The following is an 18,126-nucleotide window of genomic DNA, read 5'->3' as shown; positions in this document are numbered from 1 at the left end:
GTGCACGGCTATCGGGTCGCCTTCCGGGCTGGGGGTCGATGTCAGGGCGCCTGATGCGTCGCGGGTCGCGTCCGCTTCGCTGCGGGTGTGCTGGAACGGGGTCTGCCAGGAGCCACGGATCGAGTTGCGGGCGTCCTCGAAGAGCGTCCCGATGGACTGTGAGGGCGATGAGCCCGATGCCGCCTGTGGAGCGTCGGCGTCGCCCGACGGAGGCAAGACCGGTTTCGCTCAGGTGCAGGACCTGCCGAAGAGCCCGGTGCAGGTCACGCTCACGCTCAGCGACGCCCAGGGCGGGACGCTCGTCGAACGGCGCGTCGACGTCACCCCGGAGGCGACGTTCCCGAACGGCGAACACTGCGGTGAAGGCGGCCCGCAGGCCAGGCTGACCGTCGCGGGCGGCGCGGTGACCACCGGCTGACTACCGGGGCGGGGGCTGGCAGCGGGGGCACCAGAAGGTGACGCGCTCGCCTGCCTGTGACGGTTGTTTCGCGCGCTCGATCCGGGTTCCGCAGCGCCGGCAGGGACGTCCCGCCCTCCCGTACACCCAGTGCTCCCGGCCGCGTCCCAGCTCGCCCGTGGTGATGTGGCCGTGCCGTTCCTTGTTGGCGTCCAGGAGCCGGTGAGCGAGCTCCACCAGCGCCGGCAGGTCGGGGACGTCCCGGAGAGGGGTCCACGGGGACACGCCCCGCAGGAACAGGATCTCGGCCTTGTAGACGTTGCCGATTCCGGCCAGGCGGGTCTGGTCGAGCAGTGCCTCGCCGATGGCGCGGCCGGGGTGCTCGCCCAGCCGTGCGGCCGCCTCGGCGGCGAGGTCGGCGTCCCAGGCCGGGTCGAGCAGGTCGGGCCCGAGATGACCCACCGCGGAGTCCTCCTCGGCGGTGCGCAGCAGCTCGACCAGGCCGAGGGAGTAGCCGGCCGCCTGCCACTCCGCGTTCGCCAGCACGAGCCGCACCCGGTGGTCGCGCGGCGGGGGCCCGGCGCGGCGGATCTGCCAGCGCCCCTCCATCATCAGGTGGGTGTGGACGGTCAGCCCGCCCTCGACGCGGACCAGGAGGTGCTTGCCCCGCGGCACCGCCTCCAGGACCGTCCGCCCGCGCAGGTCGGCGGTCGCGAGCCGGGGGACGCGGAAGTCCGAGCGCGTCAGCGTCCGCCCGGCGAGCGCCTCGCGCAGGCGCCGGGCGGTCAGCCAGACGACATCGCCCTCCGGCATGTGCCTCCTCCGGCCTAGATGAAGGAGGGGCTTTCCCAGGCGGACGGGTCGTCGGTCAGCTTGCGGACGGGCTCGGGCAGCTTGCCGGCGGCGATGTGCGCGAGCTTGACCTGCTCCAGGATGGCGCGCTCGTTGGCTCGCAGCGCGATCCACACCTCCTGCAAAGAGCGCGCGGGGCCCTCGTAGCCGACGTGCTCGGGGCGCTCACCCCGGACGCCGAGCAGCGGGCCGTCGATGGCGCGGATGATGTCGGCGAGGGAGATCTGCTCGGCCGGCCGCGCCAGCCAGTAGCCGCCCTCGGGGCCCCGCTGGCTCCGGATGAGGCCGGACCGGCGCAGCTGGCCGAGGATGTTCTCCAGGAACTTGGGTGGGATCTGCTGGGCGTCGGCGAGCTGGACCGCGGTCACCGGGCGGCTCCCGGCGACCGCCAGCTCGGCGGAGGCGCGCAACGCGTAGTCGACCCGGGCGGACAATCGCATGTAAGCATTATCCCTTGCCGGTAGGACCACTCGGGTTCCGCTTCGTGAACGTGGTGCGCCCGCCGGACCCGGGCTGCCTTTCCGGCGGGCGCGCCACGGGTCAGGAAACCAGCCCCAGCAGCTCTGCCGCGGCTTGGGCGTTGGCGGTGGTGGCGCCGTAGGTGGCGAGGTAGACCGCCGAGCCGGGGTGCCAGACGGGCAGGCCCATCTCCACGACGACGGTGTCGGGACGGGCCGTCAGCAGGGCCGTGGTGAGGGCCCGCTGGGCCGCGTGCCGGTGCGCGTCGCGCAGCACGACCACCAGGCCGCGCCCGGCGGCGCGCTCCAGCACCCGGTCCGCGGCGCCGTCCGCCCCGTCGGCCCGGACGGCGTCGGGCGCCCACGGGCCGAGGCCCCACGGGGTCGGCCCGGCCGCGATGTTCGCGGTCGCCTCCGTCTCGACCACGAGAGGCGGCCCGTTCCAGCCGGGCAGCGCTCCCGTCACGCGGACGGCGCGGCGGGCGGCCTCCAGCCCGGCGGCCCGGTCGACGACGGCGGGGGAGTGGCCGGCGAGCCATTCCTTGAGCCGGCCGGTGCGCTCGGCGGCGTCCCGCAGCCGGTCCGGCGACAGCCGCCCGGTCCGCACCGCCTCGCCGATGGCCGCCAGCGTCGCCCGGACGGTCTCGGCGTGCTCGTTCGGGCCGAGGCACAGCAGGTCGGCGCCCGCGATGAGCGCCCGCACCGACGCCTCGGGGATGCCGATCGCGCCGCTCGCGCCCTCCATGTCGAGCGCGTCGGTGACGATCACCCCCTGGTAGCCGAGCCGCTCGCGGAGCAGGCCGGTGATCGCGGCGTGGGACAGCGTGGCGGGCACCCCGCGGGTGATCGTGGGCAGGTTGAGGTGCCCGGTCATCACCGCGCGGGTGCCCGCCTCGATCGCCGCCCGGAACGGGACCAGCTCGCGGCGCTCCAGCAGCTCCAGGCCGGCGTCGACGAGGGGGATGGACAGGTGCGAGTCGTCCACGGTCGCGCCGTGGCCCGGGAAGTGCTTCGCGCAGGCCGCGACGCCCGCCTCCTGCGTCCCGGTGACGGACGCGGCGGCGTGCCGCGCCACGAGGGCCGGGTCGGAGCCGAACGCGCGGGTGCCGATCACCGGGTTGTCGTCGGCGGTGTTGACGTCGACCGACGGCGCGAAGTTGAAGTTGACGCCGACCTCGGCGAGCTCCGCGCCCAGCGAGCGGTAGATCCGCCGGGTCAGCTCGGGGTCGTCCACGGCGCCGAGCGCCGCGTTGCCCGGGTAGGGGCTGCCCGACCGGTGGCCGCCGAGGCGGGTGACGTCGCCGCCCTCCTCGTCGATCGTCACGAACGGGTCGCCCGCCTTGCGCAGCTGCGCGGTGAGCGCGGCGAGGGACTCCGGGCTCGGCACGTTGCCGGTGAGGGCGAACAGCGTGACGCCGGCGAGTCCGGCCTCCAGCTCGTCCAGCAGCCAGCGCGGTGCGGCCGGCCCGGGGAACGACGGGAGCAGCGTGCCGCGCGCCAGGCGGGCGGTGTCCGGTCCGGTCGCGATGTCGTCGGCCGTCACCCCTTCACCGCCCCGGCGGTGAGGCCGGACACCATGCGGCGCTGGACGAGCAGGAAGAAGGCGATGACGGGAATGGTGAGCAGCGTGGACGCTGCCATGATGGGCCCCCAGGCGTTGCCGCTGCGGCCGAAGAAGAACTGCAGCATGATCGGCAGGGTGTACTTGTCCTGGTCGTTCATGAACGTGTAGGCGAAGATGAACTCGTTCCAGGCGGTGATGAAGGAGAAGATGCTGGTCGCGACCAGGCCGGGCGCGACGAGCGGGAGCATGACCGTGAAGAACGTCCGGATCGGGCCGGCGCCGTCGATGGCGGCGGCCTCCTCCAGCTCGCGCGGCACCGCGGCGACGAACCCGCGCAGCATCCAGATCGCGAACGGCACGGCGAAGCCGATGTAGACGAGCGTGAGCCCGCCCAGGCTGTTGAGCATGTCGAGCGTCTTCAGGTCCAGGAACAGCGGGATGACCAGCGCCTCCAGCGGCACCATCTGCACCACGATCAGCATGACCAGGAAGGTGGTGCGGAACCGGAAGCGGAAGCGGGCCACGGCGGTCGCGGCCATCAGCGCGAGCAGTCCCGAGACCAGGACGGTGGCGATGGCCAGCACCGCGCTGTTGCGGAAGTACTCCCAGAAGGAGACCTCGGCGATGCGGCCGTTCAGCACCAGGTCGAAGTGCTCCAGCGTCGGGTGGATCGGGAACGGCCTCGGCGTCGTGCTGAAGATCTCGGTGTTGGGCTTGAACGCGGTCGACGCCATCCAGAAGACGGGGAAGACCGCCATGGCGAAGACGAACAGCCCCGTCGCGTTCAGCAGGATCTTTCTCGACGATGAACGTCTCATTTCGTCTCCCCTTGGCGGACCATCACCCGCACGTACAGGGCCGTGACGACGAGCAGGATCATCGTCAGCACCAGCGCGATCGCCGAGCCCATGCCGAGCTTCGGATTCAGTGAGCCGAACGCCTCGGAGTAGGCGTAGAGCGACAGGTTGAACGCGTCGCGGTTGGCCATTCCGGACATGATGAACAGCTGGGTGAACACCTTGAAGTCCCAGATGATCGACATGACGACCAGCACCAGGAAGATCGGCTTGAGCATCGGGTAGGTGATGCTCCAGAACGTCCGCCACGGGCCCGACCCGTCCACCCGGGCCGCCTCGTACAGCTCGCCGGGGACGCTCTTCAGACCGGCGAGCACCGACACGGCCACGAACGGGCACGCCTGCCAGACGACGCACACGGTGAGGACGGTGTAGGTGGACAGCGGCTTGGCGAACCAGTTGTAGTCGCTCCAGCCGCCGCCGACGAGGGCGTCGGGCATCAGGTCCAGGGTCCAGTTGACCAGGCCGCCGGTCGAGCCGAACAGCCAGGTGAAGATGATCGCGGCGGTGACCGGCGGGGTCGCCCAGGCGACCATCACGCCGCCCGCGACGAAGGCCGACATCCGCTTGCCGAGCCGGTTGAGCAGCAGCCCCACCAGCGTCCCGATGACCAGGGTCAGCGTCACCGCGACGACGGCGAACAGCACCGTGTGCTTGAGGGTCTGCCAGAAGAACGGGTCGTTGAGGATCTTCTCGAAGTTCTCCGTCCCCACCTGCTCGGCCGGCTCGCCGCGCAGCTGGCGGTTGCCGACCTTCTGGAACGACATGATCCCGATCTGGATCATCGGCCAGAACATCAGGAGGGCGATCACGACGACGGTGGGTGCGATCAGCAGGTAGGGCCCGAGGCGGGGCCTGCGGCGGGGGCGCGCCCGGCCGGAGGGTTTCCGGCCGGGCGTCCCCCGCACCGCGGGAGCGGTGCCGGTGTCGAGCATGGACGTTCCGATCAGCTGAGGTGCGGCGCGGCGGCTAGGACGCGTTGAGCAGGGTGCCGGCCTGCTCGTTCGCCTTCTTCATCTCCTCGGCGGCGGGCGCGCCCTGCATGATCGCCTTGATCGTGTTCGGCAGCACCTTCTTGGACTGCTCGAACTCGGCCCAGCCGGGGGTGATCGGCGGGAACTTGGTGTTGGCGGCGATCTCGGTGAAGACCGCCAGCGTCGGGTCGGAGAACTTCACGTCGGAGCGCATGGACGAGAAGCCGCTGTAGTCGGCCCACGCCTTGGCGTTCTTCGCGTTGTTCAGGATCGTGATGTAGTCGAAGGCCGCGGCCTTGGCCTCGCTGTCGGCCCAGACGCCGAGGTCGGAGCCGCCCGCCATCACCGGGGCGTTGCCGCCGGTCTTGGCCGGGATCGGGAAGACGCCCCACTTGTCCGCGTTCTTGTCGGAGATCTTCTTCATCTCCTTGAGCGCCCAGCTGCCGTCGAAGTACATGCCGAGCTTGCCGAGCGCGAAGTCGCGCTGCGGGCCGTCCAGCTCGTTCTTGCCGATGTACTTCTCGGGCGCGACCTTCTCCTGCGAGACGAGGCCGGCGTAGTAGTTCGCCGCCTCGACGGCCTGCGGCTGGTCGAGCGCGCCCTTCCACTCGCCGTTCTCCTGGACGGCCACGGAGCCGTTGTTGCCCCAGATGAAGCTGAGCAGCGCGTTGGTCTGGTCGCTCGGGACGCCGATGCCCGGGACGTCCTTGGAGTCCTGGATCTTCTTCGCCGCGGCGGTCAGCTCGGCCCAGTTCTTCGGCGTCTGGATCTTCAGCTCATCGAACCAGTCGGTGCGGTACCAGACGCCCCGCACGCCGCCGTACCACGGCACCGCGTAGGTCTTGCCGTCCGCCTGGTCGTTGCCGAGCGCGGTCTTGTTGAGCGTCTTGCCGTCGGCCCAGCCTCCGAACTCGTCGGTGATGTCGGCGAGGCTGCCCTGCGCGATGTGGGACTGGACGTCGGTGTTGCCGATCTCGGTCACGTCCGGGCCTTCGCCGCCGGCGGCGGCCTTCTGGAACGTGGTGGCGACCTGGGGCCACGGCACGTACTTGATCTGGACGTCGGTGCCGGGGTGCTCGGCCTTGAAGTCGGCCTCCACGCCGTCCAGGAACTTGGTCTGCTCGGGGGTTCCTTCGCCCATCATCCAGACTTTGAGCTGCGCGGGGTCCTTGCCCGCGCCCTCGCCGCCATCGTCGTCGCCGCCGCAGGCCGTGGCGGCCAGGGCGATCGCGGCCGCCGCGGCGGCAACCTTGATGTACTTCACTGGGGGATCCTTTCCGGCGTCGCCTCGCGCGGCCTCGTGGCCCGCGGTGCGAGTGGGCGCGGCGCGGACCCTTTAGGGTCCCAGCCATGCCCCTCTCGCGTTCGCATCGCACGCGGGCGCCCTGCTCGCCAGTCGGCGCTCTGCGGGCGCCCCCTGCCCGGGGTGCGGACCGGTCGGCGCCTGGGCGTAAACTAACAAGAAACTTTCCTAAACAAAACTGCTCGTTAGCGGATTGAGACATCGAGGGGTACGCATGGCCGCCAACCGCCCGGGAACGCCGAGGCTGCTGCGTGAGCTCAACGACCGCGCGGCGCTGGACCTGCTCGTCGGGCAGGGCCCGCTGACCCGCGCACAGATCGGCGAGCACACCGGGCTGTCCAAGGTGACCGCGTCCCAACTGCTGTCGAGGCTGGAGAACCGCGGGCTGGTCGCGGTCGTCGGGGCGCAGGCCGGGGGACGCGGGCCCAACGCGGCCCTGTACGCGGTCGTCCCGTCCAGCGCCTACGTCGCCGGCCTGGAGGTGGGGCCGGACGGGGTCACCGCCGGCGTCGCCGACATCACCGGGCACATCGTCGCGCAGGTCACCGTGGACCCGAACGGCGCCGACGAGCCGGTGAAGACGGTGCACAGCGCGGTCGTCAAGGCCTGCCGCTCGGCGAAGGTCGCGCTGTCGAGGCTGAGCGCCTTCGTCATCGGCACCCCCGGGGTGATCGACCCCCGGTCCGGGGACGTCCATTTCTCCTTCGACCTGCCCGCCTGGCACGAGGGAGTCCTCGCCGCGCTGAAGACCGACCTGCGCCGTCCCGTGACGATCGAGAACGACGTCAACCTCGCCGCGATCGCCGAACGCGCGTACGGCGCCGCCAACGACGCCGACGACTTCGCGCTCATGTGGCTCGACCGCGGCATGGGCCTGTCGCTGATGCTGGGCGGCCGGCTCCACCGGGGCCGCACCGGCGGCGCCGGCGAGATCGGATACCTGCCGGTCCCCGGGGCGCCGCTGCCGCTCGGCACCGCCCGGCGCGGCCCGGCCGACGAGGGCGTGACCGAGTCCACGACCTGGGGGATCCCGACCCTCGCCGGCGGCTACGGCGCCCTGGTCGGCGCGGACGGGGTCCGCGCCCTCGCCCACGAGCACGGCATCGCCGAGCCGACCGCGGTGGACTGCGTCCGCGTGGCCGCCGCCGACGAGGCCCGCGGCGGCGCGTTCCTGGACGAACTGGCCCGCCGCGTCTCCTACGGCGTGACCTCGGTCAACATCGTCCTGGACCCCGGGCTCGTCGTGCTGTCGGGGAGCCTCGGCCGCGCGGGCGGGCCGCCGCTCGCCACCCGCATCGAAGAGATCGTCGGGCGTATCAGCCCGACCCGCCCCACCGTGGCCGTGACGGGCGTGGAGGGCAATCCCGTCCTGCGCGGCGCCCTGCACGCGGCACTCGAACAGGCCCGCGACGACGTCTTCTCGGCGACGGGTCCGGCCTAGACGCGAATGAGCGCCCCCGCCGGGCGGCGGGGGCGCTCATCTGTGGTGTTCGTCGACGTGCTTCTCTGCGTGTCCTGCTTGGCGGTGTCCTACTTGGCGGCCGTCGCTACGGCCCGCGGCTCGTGGCGCCGCGGGTCGTTGAGAGCGCGGTCGATGACCGTCCGGCTGATGATCTGGCGCTTGCGCCGGTCGGCGGCGGCCTTGCGTGCCGTTGGTGTCATGGTGAACCCCGTTCCGCGGTGGCGTTTTCCCCTCGCCACCGCAAACCCCGTTATGACTCGATGTTCTCAAACGCCAGGGGTCCGGCGGATCCGCCGGAGGAATGAAATCGAGGTCAGACCATGTGTGGAGAGCGTGGGTGACGACCTGGGGTTCCGCACTGGGATCATGGGCGGGAAGGCGGTACCGTACCGGCCCGTTGGGAGAAGCGTGACCGAGGAACCGAGGGGACGCCATGGCGCTGCGTGACCGGCTGCGGCGGCTCGTCCAGAAACCGGGCAGCGTCGACCTCGCGCCGTTCCGCGCGCTGGTGGCCGAGGCGGGCGAGCGCGAGTCCCGGGCCGGGGAGCTGTCCGACGAGGAGCTGACCGCCGCCGCGTCCGCCCTCCGCGAGAAGGAGGACCTGGCCGAGCTGTGCGCCCTCGGACGGGAGGCCGCCCGCCGGACGCTGGGGGAGCGGCCGTTCGACGTGCAGCTCACCGGGACCCTCGCCCTGCTGTCCGGGCACGTCGCCGAGATGGCCACCGGCGAGGGCAAGACCCTGTCGGGCGCTCTGGCCGCCGCCGGTTACGCCATGCGCGGCCGCCGGGTCCACGTGATGTCGGTCAACGACTACCTCGCGCGCCGGGACGCCGAGTGGATGGGCCCCCTGTACGAGCTGCTGGGCGTGACCGTCGGCTGGGTCGGGCAGTCGTCCACGCCGGGCGAGCGGCGCGAGGCGTACCGGGCCGACGTGACGTACGCGCCGGTCAGCGAGATCGGCTTCGACCTGCTCCGGGACCGGCTCGTCACCGCCGCCGGCGACGTCGTGCAGCCCGAGCCGGCCGTCGCGCTGGTCGACGAGGCCGACTCGGTGCTGGTGGACGAGGCGATGGTCCCGCTCGTCCTCGCGGGCGCCGCCGACCTCGACGCCGCCGACCCCCGGTACGCCGACCTCGTCCGCAGGCTGCGGCCCGGCCTGCACTACTCCACGGACGAGGAGGCCCGCAACGTCCAGCTCACCGCGGCGGGGGCGCACGAGGTCGAACGCGTCCTGGACCTCGACCTCTACGCGCCCGAGCACCTGCGCACCCTCACCGCCGTGAACGTGGCCCTGCACGCCGAGGTCCTGCTGCACCGCGACGTGGACTACATCGTCCGCGACGGCGCCGTGAAGCTGATCAGCGAGTCGCGGGGACGCGTCGCGCTCCTGCAGCGCTGGCCGGACGGCCTGCAGGCCGCGGTCGAGGCGAAGGAGGCACTGGAGGCGTCCCCCAGCGGCGAGATCCTCGACTCGATCACCGTCCAGGAGCTGATCGGGCGCTACCCCGTCCGGTGCGGCATGACCGGCACGGCGATGGCCGTCGCGGAGCAGCTCACCGAGTTCTACTCGCTGCAGATCGCCGTGATACCGCCGAACACCCCCTGCGTCCGCGACGACCAGCCCGACCGCCTCTACGCGACCGCCGCCGACAAGGAGGTCGCGCTCGTCGAGGAGATCGCCGCCGCGCACGCCGCCGGCCGCCCCGTCCTGATCGGCACCGGCGACGTCGCCGAGTCCGAGCGGCTCGCGCGCCGCCTCGCCCGCGCCGGGCTCGACCGGGTCGTGCTCAACGCCAAGAACGACGCCGAGGAGGCCGCGATCATCGCCGAGGCCGGGGCGTACGGCGCGATCACCGTCTCCACCCAGATGGCCGGCCGCGGCACCGACATCCGCCTCGGCGGCAGCCCCGCGCCCGGCGCCGGCCCCGCCGCGCCCGGCACCGCGTCCGCCGAGGCCCGCGGCGCCGACCACGACCGCGTCGCGGAGGCGGGCGGCCTCCTGGTCATCGGGACCGGCCGCTACCACAGCAGCCGCCTGGACGGCCAGCTCCGCGGCCGCGCCGGCCGCCAGGGCGACCCCGGCGGCTCGGTGTTCTTCACCAGCCTCCAGGACGACCTCGTCACCCGCTACGCGCCCGACGAGGACGCGAAGGACACCGGGGACGCCGACGGGCTGATCACCGGCAAGGGCGCGCACTGGATCGTCGGGCACGCCCAGCGCGTCGCCGAGGGCGTCGACCTCGAACTGCACCGCAACACCTGGCGCTACAACCACCTGATCGGCCTGCAGCGCCGCGAACTCCTCGCCGAGCGCGACGCCGTCCTCCAGGGCGACGCCGCCGACCGGGCCATGGCCGCGGACGCCGCCGGACGGCACGCCGAACTCACCAAGACCGCCGGTGCGGACGCCGTGGCGGACGCCGCGCGCCAGGTCGTCCTCTACCAGCTCGACCGCTGCTGGGCCGAGCACCTCGCCTACCTCGCCGACCTCCGCGAGGGCATCCACCTGCGGTCCCTCGGCCGCGGGCTCGATCCGCTGATCGAGTTCAACCGGGAGGCCGTCCCGGCGGGCAAACGCCTTCTCGCCGACGCCAGGAAACGCTCGATCGCCGCGTTCGAGGCGCTCACCGCGACCGAGGACGGCATCGACCTCGACTCCGCCGACCTCAAGCGACCGTCGGCGACGTGGACGTACCTCGTCCACGACAACCCCTTCGGCTCCCTCGACGAACGCGCCCTGCGCGGCCTGATCAACATGTTCAAGGGGCGCCGCCGCTGAACCCGGTCAGGCGCGCAGGCGGAGGCCGCGGGGGGTCGGGTGGAAGCCGGCGGACTCCAGCGCGGCGGCCAGCGGGGAGTCCGCGATCGCCGCGCCGTCGGCGCGCTCGACGGTCAGCTTCCCGAGGGCGCCCTCCCGGACCGCGAGGGCGAGCGCGTCCACCGCCGGCTGCAGGACACCGGGGTCGTCGTCCCAGGTCAGCAGCGTCCGGCCGCCGCGTTCGACGTAGAGGACGAGGCGGCCTCCGGTCAGCACGACCAGCGCACCGGCCTTGCGGCCCGGCTTGTGGCCGCTGGCGACCTCGTCGTCGCGCTCCGGCCAGGGCAGGGCCGCGCCGTACGGGTTCGCGGGGTCGGCGGCGGCCAGGACGAGCGCACGGTCGTCCGCCTTGCGGGGCGACTCCCAGAGGGCGCCGATGTCGTCCGGGGGAGAGCCCGCGGCGGGACGGAGCGCGCGCAGCCGGTCGACGGCGCCCGGCAGCGCGAACTGCGCCGCCCCCAGCCCTTCGACGAAGTAGCCGCGCCGGCAGCGGCCCGTCTCCTCGAACGCGCGCAGCACCGGGTAGACGGCGGAGAACCCGCCCGGCGTCCGTTCCGCCGCGACCGCGCCGCGGATGACGATGCCGTACCGCTCCAGCAGCGCCTCGGCGAGGGCGTGCGACCGGAGCGTCGCGGCGGTCTCCCGTCCGGGCAGCGGCCACCACCGGCCGCCGACCGTGGGCGGGCCCGTCCGGGACGGCAGGACCGGACGGCCGCGCCGGGTCGTCCGGGAACGGTGCGTGGGACGGCCGGAGCCGAGCGCGGCGCGCAGCGGGGCCATCGTGTCGTTGGTGAGATGCCCGGCCCAGACGAGGTCCCACACGGCGGTGACGAGGTCGGCGTCGTTCGCGGTGACGTCCTGGTTCACCCGGTCGGACAGCGTCCGGAAGAACAGCGCGCCCCCGTCTCCGAGCGCGTCCAGCACAGCCTGGTGTGCCGGGGTGAGGGTGACCTCCGCGGGCTCCGGCATGAGCAGCGGCGCGGTGTCGGCCAGGTAGAGCGCCACCCAGCCGTCCCCGCCGGGCAGCCCGCCCTGGCCCGCCCACACGACCTCGCCCGCGGACGTCAGCTCGTCCAGCATGGCGGAGGTGTAGCCAGGGACCCGCGACGGCAGGATCAGCGTCTCCAGCGCCGACGCGGGCACGGCCGCGCCCTGCAACTGCTCGATCGCCTGGACGAGCGCGTCGATGCCGCGCAGCCGGGACCCGCCCGCTATCCCATGCCAGGCGGGCAGGAAACGCCCGAGCGACTCCGGCGGGGACGGCTCCACCTCGGCGCGCAGCCGCGCCAGGGACCGGCGCCGGAGCGTCCGCAGCACGCCCGTGTCGCACCATTCGCCGGTCAGCGGGCCCCGCACGCTCTCCACGGGAAGGAACTCGCCCTCGACGACGCGTCCCGCGCCCGCGAGCCGCCGCAGCGTCTCGACGACCACCGCGGAGCCCAGGCCGAAGCGCACGGCGGCCTCGCCCGCCCGGAACGGCCCGTGCGTGCGCGCGTAGCGGGAGATCAGGTCGCCGAGCGGGTCGGCCACCGGTTCGAGGAACGCCTCGGGGACCCCGACGGGCAGCGGCGCGCCCAGGGCGTCGCGGAGGCGTCCAGCGTCCTCGATGGCGGCCCAGCGCTCCTCGCCGGCGACCCTGACGCGGATCGCCCGCCGTGTCGCCTCAAGCTCCTCCAGCCACCGCGACACCCGGACCACCTCGCCGGCATCGATGGCGCCCGGCGCGCCGTCGCCGCCGCCGGCCGGTTCGGTCTCGTCGGGCGGGGTCGGGCCGGTGTGCGCGGGGAGGGTCCGTTCGGTCGCCTCCGCGGTGGTGAGGGGACCCAGGGTGCGCAGGAGGTCGGCGACGCCCTCCAGGTCACGGGCCCTGCGGTCGACGGCGAGGCGCTGGAGCTCGCGTTCGGTGTCGGCGACGGCCTCGGGGTCGAGGAGTTCGCGGAGATCGGCCTGGCCGAGCAGCTCGGACAGGAGCGCGGTGTCGAGCGCGAGCGCCTGGGCGCGGCGCTCGGCGAGCGGCGAGTCGCCCTCGTACATGAACGCGCCGACGTAGTGGAACAGCAGGGAGCGCGCGTAGGGGGACGGCTCCGGCGTCTCCACCTCGACCATGCGGACCTTGCGTCCCGACATGTCGCGCATCAGCTGGACCAGGCCGGGGACGTCGAACACGTCCTGCAGGCACTCGCGCATCGTCTCCAGCACGATCGGGAACGACGGGTACTTGCTCGCGACGGCCAGCAGCTGCGCGGCGCGCTGCCGCTGCTGCCAGAGCGGCATGCGCTTGCCGGGACTGCGGCGGGGGAGCAGCAGCGAACGGGCCGCGCACTCGCGGAACCGGGCCGCGAACAGCGCCGAGCCGCCCAGCTCGTCCACGACGATGCGCTCGATGTCGTCGGCGTCGAAGACGGCCAGGTCGAGGCCGGGCGGCTCGTCCATGTCGGGGATGCGGATGACGATGCCGTCGTCGGCGTGCATGGCCTGCGCGTCGACGCCGTAACGCTCGCGCAGACGTCCCGCCATGGCGAGCGCCCACGGCGCGTGCACCCGCGCGCCCAGCGGCGAGTGGACGACCATCCGCCAGTCGCCGAGCTCGTCGCGGAAGCGCTCGACGACCATCGTGAGGTCGTCGGGGACGTGGCCGGTGGCCTCCCGCTGCTCGTTCACGTACGAGACGAGGTTGGCGGAAGCCCACTCGTCCAGCCCCGCGGCCGAGACGCGCTCGCGGGCGCCGTCGCCGGGGAGGGCCGCCAGCTCGCGGGTGAACGAGCCGAGCGCGCGGCCCAGCTCGGCGGGACGGCCGAGTGTGTCGCCGTGCCAGAACGGCAGCTTCCCCGGCTGCCCGGGGGCGGGTGAGACGAGCACGCGGTCGGGGGTGATGTCCTCGATGCGCCATGAGCTGGCGCCGAGGACGAACACGTCGCCGACGCGGGACTCGTACACCATCTCCTCGTCGAGCTCCCCCACCCGGGACGCCTTCTCGCCGACGAGGAAGACGCCGAAGAGGCCGCGGTCGGGGATCGTCCCGCCACTGGTCACGGCGAGGCGCTGCGCGCCCGGACGGTCGTGCAGGACGCCGGTCACGCGGTCCCAGACCACGCGTGGGCGCAGTTCGCCGAACTCGTCGCCCGGGTAACGCCCGGCGAGCATGTCGAGGGTCGCCTCGAGCGCGGATCGGGGGAGTGTGGCGTAGGGGGCGGCGCGCTTGGCCAGCGACTCCAGGTCGTCGACCGTCCACTCGTCCATGGAGACCATCGCGACGATCTGCTGGGCGAGGACGTCCAGGGGATTGCGCGGGTAACGCAGCTCCTCGATCTCGCCGCCGCGCATGCGTTCGGCCACCACCGCCGTCTGGACGAGGTCGCCCCTGTACTTGGGAAAGATGACGCCCTTGGACACGGCGCCGACCTGGTGGCCCGCGCGTCCGACGCGCTGGAGCCCGTTGGCCACCGAAGGGGGCGACTCCACCTGGACGACGAGATCGACGGCGCCCATGTCGATGCCCAGTTCAAGGCTGGACGTCGCGACCACGGCCGGTAGGCGGCCCTCCTTCAGCGCGTTCTCGATACCGGCCCGTTCTTCCTTCGAGACCGAACCGTGATGCGCGCGGGCGATCTCCAGGGGCGCCCCTCTGCCCGCACCCGCCTGGGCCATCGTCGCCGCGGGGGAGTGGTCCTCGGGCAGGGGTTCGCCGGTGGCCCGCTCGTAGGCGAGTTCGTTCAGACGGCCGCACAGGCGTTCGGCGAGCCGCCGCGAGTTGGCGAACACGAGCGTCGAGCGATGCGCCTGGATGAGGTCGAGCAGGCGGTCTTCCACATGGGGCCAGATGCTGCGTTGACGGGGATCGGCCGCGCCCGAGTCGTCGACGAACCGGCCGACCTCGCCCATGTCCTCCACCGGGACGACGATGTCGAGATCGAAGACCTTGTCGGAACGCGGCTGGACGACCGTCGCGGCCCGTGCCCCGCCCAGGAAGGCCGCGACCTCGTCCGTGGGGCGGACGGTCGCCGACAGCCCGATCCGCTGGGCGGGCCGTTCGAGGAGGGCGTCCAGGCGTTCCAGGGACAGCGCCAAGTGCGCGCCGCGCTTCGTGCCCGCCACGGCGTGCACCTCGTCCACGATGACCGTCTCGACCCCGCGGAGCGACTCGCGCGCCCGGGAGGTGAGGATCAGGAACAGCGACTCCGGCGTCGTGATCAGGATGTCGGGCGGCTTGGTGGCCAGCCGGCGGCGCTCGTCGGCCGGGGTGTCGCCCGACCGCATCCCGACCCGGACGGCCGGCTCGGGCAGCCCGAGCCGGCGCGCCGCGTGGCGGATGCCGGTCAGCGGGGCGCGCAGGTTGCGCTCGACGTCGACGGCGAGGGCCTTCAGCGGCGAGACGTACAGGACCCGGCAGCGGCGCAGGGCGTCCTCGGGCGCGGGGTCGTGGGCGAGCCGGTCGAGCGACCAGAGGAACGCGGCGAGGGTCTTGCCCGAGCCGGTCGGCGCCACGACGAGCGTGCTGTCCCCGCTCGAGATCGACTCCCACGCCCCGGCCTGGGCGGGGGTGGGCGCGGCGAACGCCCCGGAGAACCAGGCACGGGTCGCCGGGGAGAAGCGTTCGAGCACGTCATCGCCCATGCCGCCATAGTGCCTTCCGGGTCTGACAGATTGCGCGGCGACGTGGTGCGCGTCACATTGTAAGCAAGCACTTGTCCGGGCAGGGTCTACGGGTAGGACATCCGCCGCCAAGGGAGTATCGATGCCCTACCTCCTTCTCTCCCTCGGGATCCTGTTCGTCCTGGTCGCGGTCAACGCGCACGCCCCCCGGCGCGGCGCCGTCCTGCTCGCGCCGAGCTTCTTCTGCGGCTGGCTGACGATCGAGATGGCGCCGCACGTGCTCGTCACCTGGGCGGCGGCGACCGCGCTGACGGCGGCGTTCGGGGGACTGGACGGCTGGGCGGGATGGACCGGGCTCGTCCTGGCGATCCTCGGCATGGCGGGCATCGCGGCCACCCTCGTCGCGACACGCCGTACGGTCGTCACCCTGCGGGACAGCGGCGTGCCCCTCGACCTGGAGCCGGACGACGCGCCCCGCTACCCGCGTGCACATCTCGTCGTTCCGCCGCTGTGCCTCATCCCCCGCAAGGGCGTCCGTGTTGAACGCAACATCGTGTTCCACGAAGAGGGGCGGCTGCGCCGGAAGATGGACGTCTTCCGTACCCTCAATGAGCGCTCCGGCGGCGAACTCCGTCCCGGGCTCATGCAGATCCACGGCGGCGCATGGGTCATCGGAGACAAGCGCGAGCAGGGTTTGCCCCTGCTGAACCACATGGCCCTCCAGGGGTGGGTGGGGTTCAACGTCAACTACAGACTCAGCCCTCGCGCAACCTGGCCCGAGCACCTGATCGACCTGAAGCACTTCGTCGCCTGGTACAAGGAGCACGCCGAGGAGTACGGCGCCGACCCCGATTTCCTCTGCGTGACGGGTGGATCAGCCGGTGGGCATCTCACGGCGATGGTGGCGTTGACCGCGAACGTGCCGGAGTTCCAGCCGGGCTTCGAGGACGCCGACACAACCGTGCAGGGCGCCGTTCCGTTCTACGGCGTCTACAACCTCTTCGAAGCGGGACCCTGGCCGGTTCCCATGGGCGCCACCCGCCTCATGGAACGGATGATCGTCAAGAAGCCCTTCGCAGAGAACCACGAGGCGTACGCCAAGGCGTCCCCTGTCACGTACATCCGCGAGGACGCTCCGCCCTTCTTCGTCATCCACGGAGACCGTGACTCGCTCATCCCTGTGGCCGAGGCACGCCGATTCGTCGAACGGCTCCGCGGCGTCTCCGGCGCGCCCGTCATCTACGCGGAGATGAAGGGCGCCCAGCACGGCTTCGACGTCTTCCCCTCATACCGGACGGCCCGCGTCATCGAAGGCGTCGAGCGCCACCTGACCGGCCTGCACCGGCAGTACCGGCAGGGCGCCGCACCGGCGGTCCCCGGCGAGGTCGCGCAGTCCCTGGAGCGCGACTCGGCTCATCCGTCCTTGGGGAGGGACGCCGTCGGATAGCGTTGAAGGGTGCGGCTCACAGTTTTCTGGGATCGGATGAACCAGCAGTTCGGCGAGAACTACGCCGGGAGCGTGGCCAAGGACCATGTCCTGGCCGAGCTGGACGGCCGCACCATCGAACAGGCATTCGCCGACGGTGAACCCGCCAAGAGGGTCTGGCAGGCGGTCGTCGCGACCTTCGACGTCCCTTCGAGGCTTCGGTAGACCCGAAGCCTCGGCAGCCGCCCCGCTACAGCGGGATGCGGTGCGGGACGAACGACGACGTGTCGTCTGTGACGAGCCCGGACGTCTCCCTGATACCGATCCCGGCCGGCCCGTCATGGACGACCCACGCCCCCAGGACCGGATGCTCCCCGTCGAAGTCGGGCAGCGCGCAGAACTCCTGGAAGACGAACCCCTCCGCGCCGTAGTCCCCCTGGGTGCGTTGCTCACTCCCGTCCGGGGTGACGATGCGCATGCTCGCGCCCTCCCGCCCGAGCAGCGGTTTCTGTACATAGGACGTGAGGTTCGACGGCGTGTTCAGGTACGTGGGCAGCAGATTGGGGTGCCCGGGGAACAACTCCCAGAGCAGGACGAGCAGCGCCTTGTTCGACAGCACCATCTTCCAGATCGGCTCGATCCACGTCGTGGGCGTGCCCGGGAGTTCGCGTCCGAAGGGCTCTGAGACGATCCACTCCCACGGGTAGAGCTTGCAGAGCGTCCGGATCTCCTGCTCGTCCAGGTCGACGAAACGTCCGCGCGCGGGGTCCCAGCCGATGTCTTCCATGGCGATCGCCACGCCCGGCAGGCCCGCCTCTTCGGCGGTCTCCTGCATGTAGGCGATCGTCATGACCTCCTCGCCGGTCTCGTCACCGGCCGTCCAGGCGAAGTGGGCCGGGCCGCCGTCCACGGTCGGGACGATCTCCTTCCAGCGGGCCACGAGCCGTTCGTGGATGGAGTTCCACTGGTCGTCCCCAGGATGGGTGTCCTGCAGCCAGTACCACTGGACGACGGAACTCTCGACCAGCGCGGTCGGGGTGTCGGCGTTGTACTCCAGCAGCTTGGCCGGCCCGTGGCCGTCGTAGCGCAGGTCGAACCGCCCGTACAGGTGCGGGTCGCCTCGCCGCCACGACTCCTCGATCAGCGGCGCCACCCAGTCCGGGATGGCGAGTGCGTGGTAGCGGCCGGTGGAGACGACGTGCTCCACCACCTCCAGGCACATCCGGTGCAGCTCGTCGACGACCCCTTCGAGGGCCAGTACCTCGTCCATGTCGAAGGCGTAGTGCACGGACTCGTCCCAGTAGGGCCGGGTCAGGTGCTCGGGGTGCGCGGTGCGGTGGAAGGCCAGGCCCTGCTCCTCCACCCTGTCGGCCCAGCCGTCACGGGGCGTCGAACGGACACGGCGCACGATCAGCCCCCGCC

Annotated in this window: 14 protein-coding genes; 5 read left to right on the top strand and 9 right to left on the bottom strand. The window is 72.4% G+C overall.

The genetic code is table 11. From position 1 onward, the window contains the following. The coding region (locus tag E1285_RS46900) for a hypothetical protein (protein ID WP_207947008.1) at positions 1-418 on the top strand (418 nt) is incomplete at its 5' end. Here E1285_RS46900 and E1285_RS33930 read toward each other — a convergent pair. From E1285_RS33930 to E1285_RS33905, 6 genes are all read right to left on the bottom strand, one after another. Next, positions 419-1,210, bottom strand: a complete 792-nt coding sequence (locus E1285_RS33930; protein WP_132158672.1) for a DNA-formamidopyrimidine glycosylase family protein — start codon at positions 1,208-1,210, stop codon at positions 419-421. A 14-nt stretch (positions 1,211-1,224) separates the two neighbouring features. Then, complete coding sequence (locus E1285_RS33925; RefSeq protein WP_132158671.1) at positions 1,225-1,689, bottom strand: Rrf2 family transcriptional regulator; 465 nt, start codon at positions 1,687-1,689, stop codon at positions 1,225-1,227. 100 nt (positions 1,690-1,789) lie between these two features. Further along, positions 1,790-3,250: a glycoside hydrolase family 3 N-terminal domain-containing protein gene (locus E1285_RS33920; RefSeq protein WP_243723238.1), complete on the bottom strand. Its 1,461-nt coding sequence runs from the start codon at positions 3,248-3,250 to the stop codon at positions 1,790-1,792. Beyond that, entirely contained in the window at positions 3,247-4,089 is an 843-nt protein-coding gene (locus E1285_RS33915; RefSeq protein WP_132158670.1) for a carbohydrate ABC transporter permease, read from the bottom strand. The genes E1285_RS33920 and E1285_RS33915 overlap by 4 nt, the downstream gene beginning before the upstream one ends. Then, positions 4,086-5,063, bottom strand: coding sequence for a sugar ABC transporter permease (locus E1285_RS33910; protein WP_132158669.1), 978 nt, complete (start codon positions 5,061-5,063; stop codon positions 4,086-4,088). Before E1285_RS33910 ends, E1285_RS33915 begins: the two co-directional genes overlap by 4 nt. Before the next feature lie 34 nt (positions 5,064-5,097). Beyond that, on the bottom strand, positions 5,098-6,366 hold the full coding sequence (locus E1285_RS33905; RefSeq protein ID WP_132158668.1) for an extracellular solute-binding protein: 1,269 nt from the start codon (positions 6,364-6,366) through the stop codon (positions 5,098-5,100). A gap of 253 nt (positions 6,367-6,619) precedes the next feature. On the opposite strand from E1285_RS33905, the gene E1285_RS33900 reads away from it, so the two are divergent. After that, positions 6,620-7,846: an ROK family transcriptional regulator gene (locus tag E1285_RS33900; protein ID WP_132158667.1), complete on the top strand. Its 1,227-nt coding sequence runs from the start codon at positions 6,620-6,622 to the stop codon at positions 7,844-7,846. 89 nt (positions 7,847-7,935) lie between these two features. On the opposite strand, the gene E1285_RS48315 is transcribed toward E1285_RS33900, so the two are convergent. After that, the gene (locus E1285_RS48315) at positions 7,936-8,067 is read right to left on the bottom strand and encodes a hypothetical protein (protein WP_279510115.1); all 132 of its coding nucleotides are present in this window, start codon (positions 8,065-8,067) and stop codon (positions 7,936-7,938) included. A gap of 233 nt (positions 8,068-8,300) precedes the next feature. On the opposite strand from E1285_RS48315, the gene secA2 reads away from it, so the two are divergent. Continuing rightward, the gene (gene secA2, locus E1285_RS33895) at positions 8,301-10,646 is read left to right on the top strand and encodes an accessory Sec system translocase SecA2 (RefSeq protein WP_132158666.1); all 2,346 of its coding nucleotides are present in this window, start codon (positions 8,301-8,303) and stop codon (positions 10,644-10,646) included. Positions 10,647-10,652: 6 nt separating this feature from the next. Here secA2 and E1285_RS33890 read toward each other — a convergent pair whose 3' ends face one another. Beyond that, on the bottom strand, positions 10,653-15,299 hold the full coding sequence (locus tag E1285_RS33890; protein ID WP_132158665.1) for a DEAD/DEAH box helicase: 4,647 nt from the start codon (positions 15,297-15,299) through the stop codon (positions 10,653-10,655). Positions 15,300-15,420: 121 nt separating this feature from the next. Here E1285_RS33890 and E1285_RS33885 point away from each other — a divergent pair, with 121 nt between their 5' ends. After that, on the top strand, positions 15,421-16,725 hold the full coding sequence (locus tag E1285_RS33885; protein WP_132158664.1) for an alpha/beta hydrolase: 1,305 nt from the start codon (positions 15,421-15,423) through the stop codon (positions 16,723-16,725). 9 nt (positions 16,726-16,734) lie between these two features. Next, positions 16,735-16,929 carry a DUF3046 domain-containing protein gene (locus E1285_RS33880; RefSeq protein WP_132158663.1) on the top strand — a complete coding sequence of 65 codons (195 nt, stop codon included), beginning with the start codon at positions 16,735-16,737 and terminating at the stop codon, positions 16,927-16,929. A 25-nt stretch (positions 16,930-16,954) separates the two neighbouring features. Here the strand turns inward: E1285_RS33880 and E1285_RS33875 are convergent, their stop codons facing one another. Continuing rightward, on the bottom strand, positions 16,955-18,112 hold the full coding sequence (locus E1285_RS33875; RefSeq protein ID WP_132158662.1) for a glutathionylspermidine synthase family protein: 1,158 nt from the start codon (positions 18,110-18,112) through the stop codon (positions 16,955-16,957). Between the last annotated feature and the right edge of the window lie 14 nt (positions 18,113-18,126).

The sequence above is a fragment of the Actinomadura sp. 7K507 genome, from assembly GCF_004348425.1.
Lineage (GTDB): Bacteria > Actinomycetota > Actinomycetes > Streptosporangiales > Streptosporangiaceae > Spirillospora.
This window is presented reverse-complemented; position numbering and strand designations above follow the sequence as displayed.

Coding starts and splice junctions, on each gene's coding strand:
- E1285_RS33930 (WP_132158672.1), bottom strand. CDS start 1,210: ATGCCGGAGGGCGATGTCGTCTGGCTGACCGCCCGGCGCCTGCGCGAG.
- E1285_RS33925 (WP_132158671.1), bottom strand. CDS start 1,689: ATGCGATTGTCCGCCCGGGTCGACTACGCGTTGCGCGCCTCCGCCGAG.
- E1285_RS33915 (WP_132158670.1), bottom strand. CDS start 4,089: ATGAGACGTTCATCGTCGAGAAAGATCCTGCTGAACGCGACGGGGCTG.
- E1285_RS33910 (WP_132158669.1), bottom strand. CDS start 5,063: ATGCTCGACACCGGCACCGCTCCCGCGGTGCGGGGGACGCCCGGCCGG.
- E1285_RS33900 (WP_132158667.1), top strand. CDS start 6,620: ATGGCCGCCAACCGCCCGGGAACGCCGAGGCTGCTGCGTGAGCTCAAC.
- E1285_RS48315 (WP_279510115.1), bottom strand. CDS start 8,067: ATGACACCAACGGCACGCAAGGCCGCCGCCGACCGGCGCAAGCGCCAG.
- secA2 (WP_132158666.1), top strand. CDS start 8,301: ATGGCGCTGCGTGACCGGCTGCGGCGGCTCGTCCAGAAACCGGGCAGC.
- E1285_RS33890 (WP_132158665.1), bottom strand. CDS start 15,299: ATGGGCGATGACGTGCTCGAACGCTTCTCCCCGGCGACCCGTGCCTGG.
- E1285_RS33885 (WP_132158664.1), top strand. CDS start 15,421: ATGCCCTACCTCCTTCTCTCCCTCGGGATCCTGTTCGTCCTGGTCGCG.